The sequence below is a fragment of the Erwinia sp. B116 genome, from assembly GCF_002865965.1.
Classification (GTDB): Bacteria; Pseudomonadota; Gammaproteobacteria; order Enterobacterales; family Enterobacteriaceae; genus Erwinia.
This window is the reverse complement of record NZ_JRZZ01000002.1, coordinates 303871-315579: the sequence shown is the minus strand read 5'-3', so window position 1 is coordinate 315579 and position 11709 is coordinate 303871. Positions and strand designations below refer to the sequence as shown.

10 protein-coding genes and 1 pseudogene are annotated in these 11709 nt (G+C 60.6%); 6 read left to right on the top strand and 5 right to left on the bottom strand.

Annotation, left to right across the window (positions count from 1 at the left end; all coding sequences use genetic code 11):
- Positions 1 to 152: 152 nt before the first annotated feature.
- The 6 genes and pseudogenes from NV64_RS02850 (at position 153) to NV64_RS02825 (ending at position 5559) form a co-directional block, all read left to right on the top strand.
- The gene (locus tag NV64_RS02850) at positions 153 to 1154 is read left to right on the top strand and encodes an LLM class flavin-dependent oxidoreductase (RefSeq protein ID WP_101505274.1); all 1002 of its coding nucleotides are present in this window, start codon (positions 153 to 155) and stop codon (positions 1152 to 1154) included.
- A gap of 10 nt (positions 1155 to 1164) precedes the next feature.
- On the top strand, positions 1165 to 2295 hold the full coding sequence (locus NV64_RS02845; protein ID WP_056239643.1) for a M20 peptidase aminoacylase family protein: 1131 nt from the start codon (positions 1165 to 1167) through the stop codon (positions 2293 to 2295).
- Between the two features lie 100 nt (positions 2296 to 2395).
- A pseudogene (locus NV64_RS02840) lies at positions 2396 to 3331 on the top strand (ABC transporter substrate-binding protein); the annotation flags it as partial.
- A gap of 11 nt (positions 3332 to 3342) precedes the next feature.
- Positions 3343 to 3867: a GNAT family N-acetyltransferase gene (locus NV64_RS02835; RefSeq protein WP_101505273.1), complete on the top strand. Its 525-nt coding sequence runs from the start codon at positions 3343 to 3345 to the stop codon at positions 3865 to 3867.
- Positions 3854 to 4762 carry an amino acid ABC transporter permease gene (locus tag NV64_RS02830; protein WP_056239636.1) on the top strand — a complete coding sequence of 303 codons (909 nt, stop codon included), beginning with the start codon at positions 3854 to 3856 and terminating at the stop codon, positions 4760 to 4762. The genes NV64_RS02835 and NV64_RS02830 overlap by 14 nt, the downstream gene beginning before the upstream one ends.
- Positions 4763 to 4764: 2 nt before the next feature.
- Complete coding sequence (locus NV64_RS02825) at positions 4765 to 5559, top strand: amino acid ABC transporter ATP-binding protein (RefSeq protein WP_056239634.1); 795 nt, start codon at positions 4765 to 4767, stop codon at positions 5557 to 5559.
- Positions 5560 to 5939: 380 nt separating this feature from the next.
- Here NV64_RS02825 and NV64_RS02820 read toward each other — a convergent pair whose 3' ends face one another.
- From NV64_RS02820 to NV64_RS02800, 5 genes are all read right to left on the bottom strand, one after another.
- Positions 5940 to 7592, bottom strand: coding sequence for a multidrug ABC transporter permease/ATP-binding protein (locus NV64_RS02820; protein WP_101505272.1), 1653 nt, complete (start codon positions 7590 to 7592; stop codon positions 5940 to 5942).
- 93 nt (positions 7593 to 7685) lie between these two features.
- Entirely contained in the window at positions 7686 to 8324 is a 639-nt protein-coding gene (gene alkB / locus NV64_RS02815) for a DNA oxidative demethylase AlkB (protein ID WP_056239628.1), read from the bottom strand.
- Positions 8325 to 8333: 9 nt separating this feature from the next.
- Entirely contained in the window at positions 8334 to 9380 is a 1047-nt protein-coding gene (gene apbE / locus NV64_RS02810; RefSeq protein WP_101505271.1) for an FAD:protein FMN transferase ApbE, read from the bottom strand.
- 324 nt (positions 9381 to 9704) lie between these two features.
- Entirely contained in the window at positions 9705 to 10436 is a 732-nt protein-coding gene (locus NV64_RS02805) for a hypothetical protein (protein WP_101505270.1), read from the bottom strand.
- Positions 10421 to 10840, bottom strand: coding sequence for a hypothetical protein (locus NV64_RS02800; RefSeq protein WP_056239616.1), 420 nt, complete (start codon positions 10838 to 10840; stop codon positions 10421 to 10423). Before NV64_RS02800 ends, NV64_RS02805 begins: the two co-directional genes overlap by 16 nt.
- Positions 10841 to 11709: the final 869 nt, after the last annotated feature.

The following is an 11709-nucleotide window of genomic DNA, read 5'->3' as shown; positions in this document are numbered from 1 at the left end:
GACCAACCATGCTTTTCGCAACCCTAATCCCGGATTTCGGGATTAGCGGTTAATCCCGCCGTTTGAATGAGTTATGCCGGATTTGTTGTTTTACAGCCCTCCCCGCCGCCTTCAATAATTGCCGGTAATTGCTACGAACTCAAGGAACAGACATGGCATACCGACTGAGCTTGCTGGATAAAAGCCCGGTGGCTGAAGGCGAAGATGCCTCTCAGGCGCTGGCCCGCACCGTAACGCTGGCGCAAAAGGCCGAGCAGTGGGGCTTTCACCGCATCTGGCTGGCGGAACACCACAACACCGCGGCGCTGGCCGGCCCGTCGCCGGAGGTGCTGATTGCCTGGATCCTGGCGCATACCCAAAATCTGCGGGTCGGCTCCGGCGGCGTGATGCTGCAGCACTACAGCCCGTACAAGGTAGCCGAAAACTTTAACCTGCTGGCCTCGTTAGCGCCGGGCCGCGTCGACCTCGGCGTCGGCAAAGCGCCGGGCGGCCTGCCGCTCTCTACCCGCGCCCTGCAGCAGGGGGTGCATGCCGCCGAGAAAGGCGACTTCGCCAGCCAGCTGAAAGCGCTGGACGGCTGGCTGACCGCCCCACCGGCCGGTGCCGATGCCACAGACAGCCTGCAGGCCACCCCGCTGCCGCCGCGCCCGGCCAGCCGTTTTCTGCTCGGTGCCAGCGAGGGCAGTGCGCAGCTGGCTGCCGAACTCGGCTGGGAGTTTGTCTACGCCGCGCACATCAACGGCAATGAACAGGACCTGGCGCGTTCGCTGGACGCATACCGCAGCCACAGCGGCGGCCGCCCTGCGCTGCTGGCGGTGCAGGCGATCGTAGCAAGCACCGCCGAACAGGCCAGCGCCCTCGCCACCGACCTGAAACACTTCCGCGTGCACGTCAATAACGGCCAGACGGTTAACGTTGGCAGCGTGGCCCAGGCGGAAGCCTTTATCCGCCAGTCCGGGGCCACCGAACACCGGATCGAGCCGCGCGAGTCCACCGCGATTACCGGTACCGCAGAGCAGGTGCACCGGCATCTGCAACAGCTGCACCAGCGCTACGGCATTGAAGAATTTATTATCGACACCCCGGTCAGCCAGGGTGCCGCCCGCCTGAAATCGCTGGAGCTGCTGGCCAGCCACCAGCTGGTCGCGGCATAAGGAGCAGAGCATGAGCCAGACTTTAGAAGCACAGCTGGTCGCCTGGCGACGCGAGCTGCACCAGTATCCTGAACTCTCCAACGAAGAGTTCGCCACCACCGAACGCATTCAGAACTGGCTGCGCAGCGCGGATATCCGCCAGCTGCCGTTCGGCCTGAAAACCGGCGTCATTGCCGAGATCGGCCAGGGCGAGCCGCTGATCGCGCTGCGCGCCGATATCGATGCGCTGCCGATCGACGAGGTCGCCCCGGTTGAATTCCGTTCAAAAAACCCCGGCGTGATGCACGCCTGCGGCCACGATATTCACACCTCGGTGATCCTCGGCGCGGCGCTGCTGCTGAAGGCGCGGGAGAGCAGCCTGCCCGGCCGCGTGCGCCTGCTGTTCCAGCCCGCCGAAGAGCGCTTTGGCGGGGCGAAAACGCTGATCGGGGCCGGTGCGCTGGAGGGCGTCAGCGCCATTTTCGGCGCACACAACGCGCCGGAGCTGCCGGTGGGCACCTTTGCCACCCGCGGCGGGCCGTTCTACGCCAACGTCGATCGCTTTGATATTGAAATTGAGGGCAAAGGGGCGCACGCCGCACGCCCGCAGGAAGGCGTTGATTCTATTGTGATCGCCAGCCAGATCGTTACCGCGCTGCAGACGCTGGTCAGCCGTAACTACAGCCCGCTGGAGTCGGTGGTGGTCAGCGTCACCCGCATTGAGGGCGGTAATACCTGGAACGTGCTGCCGCAGAAGGTGGTGCTGGAAGGCACCGTGCGCACCCATAACGATGCGATCCGCGCTGAGATCCCGGCGCGCATTGAAAAGCTGATTAGCAGCATCGCCGAAGGCTTTGGCGGCCGCGCGCAGCTCAACTGGCACGGCGGCCCGCCGGCGGTGGTCAACACCGAACGCTGGGCGGAGTTCAGCAAACAGGTGGCGGCACGCGCCGGTTACGAGGTGCAGCACGCGGAAGTACAGATGGGCGGCGAAGATTTTGCCTTCTACCTGCATAACACGCCGGGCACCTTCGTCAGCATCGGCAGCGCCAGCGAGTTTGGCCTGCACCATCCCGGCTTTAACCCGGACGATTCACTGATTTATCCCGCCGCGCAGTTCTTCAGCCAGCTGGCCGAAGCGGCGCTGCAGGAAATTAACTGACCACGGCAGGCCGCAGGTTCATCTGCACTCCCCTGCCCGACCGTCAGCCCGGCTGCGGCGGCAGGGATAAAAAATAAAATAAGAGACATCACACATGATTAAAAAAGCCACACTCACCGCGCTGATCTCCGCCACCCTGCTGCTCAGCAGCGCCGCCTTCGCGGAAACCGTCAACATTAACGGCACCGGCATCAGCGTTGAAGCCAACACCACGCCGATCCACGCGCCGGTTAACCCGGAGGCGGTGGCGCAGCTGCCGAAAAACCTGCGCCTCGCCGTACCGGGCAAATTTACCGTCGCGGTCGCCGCGCTGAATTCGCCACCGCTGGCGCTGTTCTCCGATGACAACAAAACCCTGCTCGGCAGCGAGGCGGATATCGCCCGCCTGGTGGCCGACAGCCTGGGCCTTGAGCTGAATATTGTACCGACCTCATGGGAAGACTGGCCGCTGGGGGTCTCTTCCGGTAAATACGATGCGGCGATCACCAACGTCACCGTGACCAAAGAGCGTAAAGAGAAGTTTGACTTCGCCACCTACCGCCAGGACACGCTGGGCTTCTACGTGAAGTCCACCAGCAAAATTACCTCGCTGAAGACAGCCGAAGATATCGCCGGCCTGCGCATCATCGTCGGCTCTGGCACCAATCAGGAGGCGGTGCTGCTGGCGTGGGACGCGGAAAACCAGAAGAAAGGCCTGAAGCCGTTTACGCCGATCTACGTGAAGGATGATGCGGCGCAAACGCTGGCGATCCAGTCCGGCCGTGCCGACGCCTTCTTTGGCCCGAACGTGATGGGCGCGTGGAAAGCGGCGCTGACCGGCCAGACCAGACTTGTTGGCATCGTTGACGGCGGCTGGCCGAAGGCGGCACATATCGCGGTAACGCTGAAGAAAGGCAACGGCCTGGTCACCCCGGTGCATACCGCGCTGAACGGCGTGATCAAGGGCGGTGAATACGACAAGGTGCTGAACCGCTGGGGTGAAGGCGTGGAGCGTCTTGAGCAGTCCGAAATCAACCCGCCAGGCCTGGGCGACTAAAGGAGGCCGCAATGAGCCACGAACAGTTTCGTCAGCTCTCCCCGGAGGCGCCAGAACTGGCGCCGATCATCTCGGGACTGTTTGATGAGTACAGCGCCCGCTACGGCGATTTTTTTGCGCGTCATGCCGAAGTTGAGCTGACCGAATGGTATCTGCCGCCGCAGGGGATGTTTATCGTGCTGGAGCGCGACGGCGAAATTATCGCCATGGGGGCCTACAAGCCCTATGACGCCGTGACCGCCGAGCTGAAACGCATCTGGACCCGTGGCGACCTGCGTCGCCAGGGGCTGGCGCAGAAGGTGCTGGTTGAGCTGGAACGGCGCGCGCTGGAAGCCGGCTACCGCCAGGTGTTTCTGACCACCGGCTTCCGCCAGCCGGAGGCGGTGCGCCTGTACCTCTCTTACGGCTACCAGCCGCAGTTTGATATCACCCGCGATCCGGTGGAGTACAGCCTGCCGCCGCACGACGGCCGCCTGCGCTTCCGCAAGCCGCTGGGCGATAACGTGCTGACGGAGGCCGTCGATGAAGCATCATGAACATCTGCGGGTGGTGCCCGCGCGCTATCCGCTGCGCATTCTGGGCGCGTTTCTGGCGCTGTTTATTCTCGCGGTGGTGATCCAGTCGGTGGCGTTCAACCCGCGCTGGGAGTGGGGGGTGTTTGCCAAATGGTTCTTTAACCCGGCGGTGCTCAGCGGGCTGGGGCAGACCCTGCTGCTGACCCTGCTCGGCACCGTCTTCAGCATCCTGTTCGGCGGCGCGCTGGCGCTGGCGCGCCTGTCGCCGTCGTGGCTGCTCTCCGGCATGGCGTTCGGCTATATCTGGCTGTTCCGCTCGCTGCCGCTGATCGTGGTGCTGATCATCCTCTACAACTTCTCCTACCTGTACGACACGCTGTCGCTGGGCATTCCCTTTACCCCGCTGAAGTTTGCTGAGTACCAGACCATCGATATCCTCGGCCAGTTCAGCACCGCGGTGATCGGCCTGACGCTGGTGCAGTCCGCCTACACCGCTGAAATCATTCGCGGCGGCATTCTCGGCGTCGATCAGGGGCAGTTTGAAGCGGCCGCCGCGCTCGGCCTGCCCTCCTCGCGCCGCACGCTGCGCATTATCCTGCCGCAGGCGCTGCGCTCGATCATCCCGACCGGCTTTAACGAAATTATCAGCCTCGCCAAGGGCACCTCGATGGTCTACGTGCTGGCGATGCCGGAGCTGTTTTACACCATTCAGATGGTCTACAACCGCACCCAGCAGGTGATCCCGCTGCTGATGGTCGCCGCCGTCTGGTACCTGCTGATCACCACCGTGCTGTCGGTGTTCCAGCACTACGTTGAACGCTGGCTGGCCCGCAGCGCCACCCGTGAATCCTCCACCCCGCGCCGCCGCTGGTTTCAGCGCCGACCTGAAGCCAACATCACCCCGTTGAGGAGCTAACCATGTCAGAAGCTATTGCCATTCAGCCGCAGACGACGCGTGGTCATATTTCCATCACCAACGTCAGCAAACACTTCGGCCGCTTTAAGGCGCTGGACGACGTATCGCTGGAGCTGCCGCCGGGTTCGGTGACGGTGATCCTCGGCCCGTCCGGCTCCGGCAAATCCACCCTGTTACGGGCGATTAATCACCTGGAGCGGGTGGATGAGGGCTTTATCCGCATCGACGGCGAGTACATCGGCTACCGCCGCAAGGGTGACAGGCTTTACGAGCTGAAGGAAAAAGCGATCCTGAAGCAGCGCACCGAGGTTGGCTACGTATTCCAGAACTTCAACCTGTTCCCGCACCTGACGGTGCTGGAAAACATTATTGAAGCGCCGCTGGTGCACAAAAAGATGAACCGCGCTCAGGCGATTGAACGCGCCGGTGAACTGCTGGACGCGGTCGGCCTGCGCCATAAGGCGGACGCCTGGCCGCGCCACCTCTCCGGCGGCCAGCAGCAGCGTATCGCCATCGCCCGCGCGCTGGCGCTCGACCCACGGGTGATCCTGTTTGATGAACCCACCTCCGCGCTGGATCCGGAGCTGGTGGGTGAAGTGCTGGATACCATCAAAAAGCTGGCCCGCTCCGGCACCACGCTGGTGGTGGTCACCCACGAAATCGGCTTTGCCCGCGAAGTGGCCGACCACGTGGTGTTTATGGTCGACGGCCAGATCGTCGAGCAGGGCAACGCCCGCCAGGTGCTGAACCAGCCGCAGCACCCGCGCACGCGGCGCTTTCTGGATAAAGTGCTGTAACTCCAGTCCCGGCGGCCTCGCCGGGATTTTTTTATTTCCCTCGCGCATAAAAAAACCGGCGGTTCAAAGTGAACAGCCGGTTATAACCATTTGGCAAGACGACGAGAAAGTTCAGGGAAGTTAACGGCGTTTGCAGCGCCGTTAAAAACAGCATACTCCCCTGCTAACCCGCTGACTAATAACAATAGTGGCTGAGGTTATGCGCTCAGCCGCTAGCGCCATTGTGCGCCGTTTACCCGCCCGGTTCCCCCCTGCGGCAGAACGCGTAACGCACTGGTCCAGGTCTGCGGAGCCGCTCGGTTAGCGGGTTAGCAGATTCACGCTTATTCCGGTCTCCGGGTCCGTTCATTACCAGCCTGGCAGCCCAGGCAGGTTCACGTTTATTCGCCGGTATCGGTACGCTGCACCGCGTCCAGCGTGGCCAGCTCGCGCTCGGCACCGGTCAGCTCGCTCAGGCGGCCGTCGCGCATCTCCAGCAGGCGGTCGGCGTGCTGGAAGTAGTGATCATCGTGGCTGATGGCGATAATGGTTTTGCCCAGCCCCTGCAGCCACGGCAGCAGTTCACGATAGAAGATGCGGCGGAAGTGCGGATCCTGATCGGCGGCCCACTCGTCCAGCAGCAGGATATCGCGCTGTTCGGCGGTGGCCAGCAGCAGCGCCAGGCGCTTGGTCTGCCCCTTCGACAGCTTAAGGTCGAGGATACGGTTGCCGTCCAGCTGGATCTTGTCCTGCATCTTCAGCCGTTCCAGCCACGCCTGCACCTGCTGCGGGTCGGCCGCTTCGCCCTGCTGGCCAATCAGCCGGTCAAACAGGTGCACGTCGGTAAACACCGCCGAGAAGCGGCGGCGATAGTTGTCCAGGTCGTTCAGGTCGACGGGATGCCCGTCGATCAGGATCTGGCCGGAAACCGGCTGGTAGAGGCCGGTCAGCAGCATCGCCAGCGTCGATTTACCGCTGCCGTTGCCGCCGATCAGAAACACCAGCTCGCCGCGGTGCAGGGTCATATCGATCGGACCGATGGCAAAACCGTTGTCACCGTAATGGAACACAATATCGCGCAGCTCCAGCGTCTGCCAAGGCTGTGCCGCCGTTGCCGGCGGGAAGGCCGCGTTATAGGGTTCCAGTCTGAACGTCTCCAGCTTATTAAACGCCACCTGGGCGGTCAGCAGGGTCGGCAGCGCGCCCACCGCAGACAGCATCGGCGTACGCAGGAACAGCAGGGTCAGCGAGTAGGTGGCCGCGACGGCGGTATCCGCCCAGCCCAGGGTATTCGCCAGGAAGAATGCGAGGCCGATCGCCCCCAGCATCATGATGTTCGACCAGTTTACCGCGCTGAGGTGATAGGTGTCGGCGCGGATAATATTGTGGCGGTAGGTGCGCGCGTCTTCGCCGTAGACGTCGTCAAAAATCTGCTGTGCGCGCTGACGGTTCAGCGCCAGCTCTTTGCGGCCTTCAATAATGGTCTGATAGTCGGTGTAGAGGCGGTCTTCGGTCTCGCGCAGCGTGGCCAGGTGGCGGTAGACGCGCGCCACCAGCAGCCAGCCGCCGATGATGGTGATTGCCACCCACACCGAGGTCACCAGCAGCATTTTCGACGACAGCCAGCCCAGATAAGCGGCACAGCCGACGGTCAGGATAATGCCCTGAATCAGCTCCGGCAGGCGCACAAAGGCGATGGTTATCGCCCGCACGTCGCTGGTCAGCGCCGCCAGCAGCTGCGCGCTGCCGATCTGCTCAATACGCTCCACCCGGGTATCGAGGATCCGCTTGATAAACTCGCCGCGCAGTCGATAAACAAAGTGGTGGCCGAGCATGGTCAGCGCCAGCTGCGAGGCCAGCGTCACCGCCAGCAGCAGCAGCAGCAGTCCGAGGAATTTCGGCAGCACGCTGAGCGAGGTGTTCAGATTGACGATCAGTTCGCGGTTGATAAAGGCGATCATACCGATCCCTAACGCCGCACTGAGCAGGCTCAGCACGATGACCGCAATAAACGGCCAGCGATACTGTTTATAAACGACGTGCAGCAACTCCATAAAAACATCCCGGCTGGTAAAAAGCAGCCTGCAGTTTAATGAGATGCTTTTCGATAGCAATAACTATTCGTATTCCAGGAAATCCTGCCGCGGTTAACGGGCGCGGCGGAAGGTCAGATTGTAGCGAAACGCCCCGGCGTCAGGGTGGCTGCCCGGCTTGAGCGGCAGGATGCCGTGGAAGCGCAGCCGCGACGGCCCGCCCCACACCACCACGTCGCCATGCTCCAGCAGCAGCCGCTGCGTGGCATCCGTGCGCTCAAAGCCACCAAAAAGAAACACCGCCGGCAGCCCCAGCGACACCGAGACGATCGGCTGGCGCAGATCGCGTTCATCCTTATCCTGATGCAGCCCCATCTTCGCCCCCGGCTCATAGCGGTTTACCAGGCAGAAGTCCGGGTTAAAGCCGCTGAATCCCGCCTCCCGGGCGCAGCTTACCGCCAGCTCGCGGAACGGCACCGGCATCGGCGGGCAGCGCCCGGCATCGCTGCGCGGCTCAGCGTAGCCATAGCCCCGGCTTTCGGAGGCCCAGCCAAAATCACCGCAGTGGGTCATCGCCGCCGACATCCGCTGGCCGCCCGGCGTAAAGCGGTGCACGAACGGGTTCTGCGCGGCAATCTGCTGCACCTGCGCCAGTATCGCCCCCGCCTGCTCGCGGGCGCGACGGCGCAGCAGCACCGCCCCCTCCGCCAGCGGCTCGGCCCAGGGCTCTTCGTCACCAAACAGATCGAGCATTACCCCTCCTCACTGCCGCGCCGGCGGCTGAATAAATGCGCTGAACTGTGGCGACATCCAGCTGGCAAACTGGTCGCCCTGCTTATAGATCAGATACACCGCCAGCTTCTCGCGCAGCGCCAGCGCCTTTGCCCGCTCGGTGCCCAGCACCATCAGCCCGGTGTCCCAGCCGTCCGCCTCCAGCGCGGTAGTGGCGATCACCGTCGCCGACACCAGCTTATGCTGGATCGGCTGGCCGGTGGCCGGGTCGATCACGTGCGAAATACGCCTGCCGTCCAGCTCATAATAGTTGCGATAACTGCCGGAGGTGCTGATGCCGTGCCCCTGCAGATCCACCACCGCCTGCACCGCGTTCTCCTGGTCAGTGGGTTTCTGGATCGCCACCTGCCAGCCGCGCCCCTGCCCGTTCACGCCCCGGGTCAGCACCGCACCGCCCACCGACACCAGATAGTTATTGATCCCCTCCTGCTCCATCAGCCGCGCCAGATGATCGGTGGCAAACCCCTCGCCAACGGTAGAGAGATCGACATACAGCTGCGGCAGATCCTTCTGCAGATACGCCTGCCCGGCACGGTTAATCACCTGCAGATGCGCCAGCCCGGTCAGCGCCTTCGCCGCCGCAATCTGCGCCGCATCCGGCGTCTTCACCGGCTGCTTATCCGGCCCGAACCCCCACAGATTAACCAGCGGCCCAACGGTAATATCCATCGCGCCCGCCGTCTGCTGGCCGATACGCAGCGCCACCGTCACGATATCCGCCATATTATTGCTTACCGGCCACGGCTCGCTGCCGCGATACTGATTAAACCGGGACAGCAGCGAATCGCTCTTCCACGTCGACAGCTCGCGGTCATCCGCATCAAGCTGCTGCTGCACCGCCTTTTGCAGCGCCTCGCGCCGCTGCGCATCCACCCCGGCCACGCTCACCCGCCAGAAGGTACCCATGGTTTTGCCTTCCAGCACCAGCGATTCTGTTTCCGTTTTTGACCGGGACGGGTCACAGCCCGCCAGTAAAACAAGCGCCGCCACGGCCGCCATCATTGCGCCAGTACGCATCTTCTCTGCCCTTAACTCTGTAACGAAAACCGACCCTTTGCTGGGCCGATTAACAAAAAATTTAGCAGCGACCGCCTACCCCTGCACGGCTCAACTCCCCTGCCATTTTTAGCGCGGCCACTCTGCCATAAATCAGCTGTAGCAGTTGACGATCCGTGCCTTTACACGGTCATACCCGGCATCCGGCGTCATAAGTCAGCCACTATCAGACGTGAAAGATCCGGCATCTAAATGCTTGATAACTATAGTTCTTTAGTCGTGTAGAAATTTCCCGTTAACTGATTAAGGAAAAATTGAAAGGTGGAAAAAATCACTGAAGCGGGTTCAGGCAGAGATAATCAGTACGAGATAGTAACAATGGTGTATCGTTCCACTGAACGGATAGGAAGCCCATTTTCCCAAACTGGCCGGATTGAGTTTTCCGATATCCCACGGTACACAACCCCTTACACCAACAGCCCCCGGGCCGAGCTCTTCGACATAGCTCTGCTGAGCAACATTGTAAATATCAACCCGACCAACAACGTTTCTTACGGTAACTGCCCACAGAACGGCACCAAAAGGCGTCTGGCTGTTATCACAAGCCAGGTGACTGTGCAGCAGAGTCAGTTGTCTGTAAACCTGTCCCGCAAGACCTTCACCCGCTTTTTGAGGAGTGACAAATGCCCCCCTGATCTGCTTACCTTCAGCAGCAGCACCGTCACGAAGTAGGAAAGAAAAATTGTCGTAGGCAAAACGAGCTATCGTAATGCTACGCGTTTCATCAATCATTCCCAGATCAAGTATCTGCCTGACAATCTCATCATCATCTTTGCCATCATCTCTGAGTTCATCAATGTACGAAGCGATGAAATCCACAGAGTGAAAACCGACCTCTTCAACCGCAGCAATATGATCAAAGTCTGCACCGTCATAAGTCGTTTCGGTCAATTTGCAAACAATGACATCATCAGGGATTAGGAAGTAGAGGGTATTTGAAACAAAGCTCCCGCCAGGAAATGACGGGAGCGTTGAGAGGTTTTTAGCGTAAGTATCGCCGATTAAAGAGGGTGACATTCCTTTTTGCTATCCTTAGCCTTTGTATCGCTAAAATAAATTTTCGTCGCGAAATAGTCCTTCATAAAAGAAGCGACCGACACCTCAATCTGGTGCAGAAGCTCATCACTTACCCACATCTCCGGGTACTGTTTTTTCGGCTTCACGGTAAAACGTAATCTGTCACCGCGAATGGCAACTTCTGCAAATGGTTTCACCACTTTAGTGTCATTCGCACGCTTCATATCGCTTAACAATGTCACAATGAAGTGTTGCGAATCTCTGTGCGTACGGCTGAGCATTCTGCGAACTTCAATAGTGTCAGAAAACAGTGGCCTCGGCTCAATAGTATCAATGACTCGCGTATTATCGCGTATCGTCTGAATTGAGCGCTCGCTCTTAGCCCTGGCTTCGCTATGTAACATACTTCCACCTTAGCCTGATACCCCTGTACCAGGCGAATGTCCTACCCATGTAAGACCCGTCACGCTCGCTGACGCCATCGTCAACTGTTCAATAAATCTACGCCGGGCAACCACGCTTTTCAAGTTTTACCTGAAAAGCTCCGATGGTGCGAACTGGCACATTAAGGCGTTTCAACGCCCCCTGAGACGCCATTTAACCCTTTGTTTACCGTTCTTTTTCCGCAACTGGCAAAGAATCGCCCCCGGAACGTTGAGAAAAAGGATCTCATGCGTGGTCACCTGAATGACTGTGTCACTATGGCTGATGTAACTGGCGTTCGCAGCGTTGCAGAAAATCGCCACTTTGTCTGACCCGGCTTTTCCTGCCCGGACCCTGAATATTCTCCCCATACTGGTGCATCTGCCCTGCCACTGGGCAACCACTTCACTCTGTGCCGCCCACAAACAACGTCGTTGCCTGCCTATCCTCACCAAAACGCCCTGGCACATATCCTGCTTAATAAGATTATCGCCCACCCACGCCAAGGCCAGCCATGAAAACTCTCCCCCAGCAGAACAACGCCGCCAAAGAAAACCACGCCCGCAACCGCCTGTTGCGCTTCGCCCTCTTCACCCTCGGCGGCATGGGAATGGAAGGCACACCCCCGCCCAGCCCTGCGGACTCCCCGCTTAAATTTAAACCCTAGACGCAGCGCCCTAACCCCCAGCCCATCCCAAAGCCAATTATCAGGGAGGGCAGCGGGATGAGCCCGGGGCGGGGTAACCCGCGCAGGGTCGCCCGCTGACAGACCCGAAACTCTCGATCCTACAGGCGACCAGCCCTTGCTTTAGGCCGTAACCCTACCCCCCAGCCCACCCCGAAGCCAATT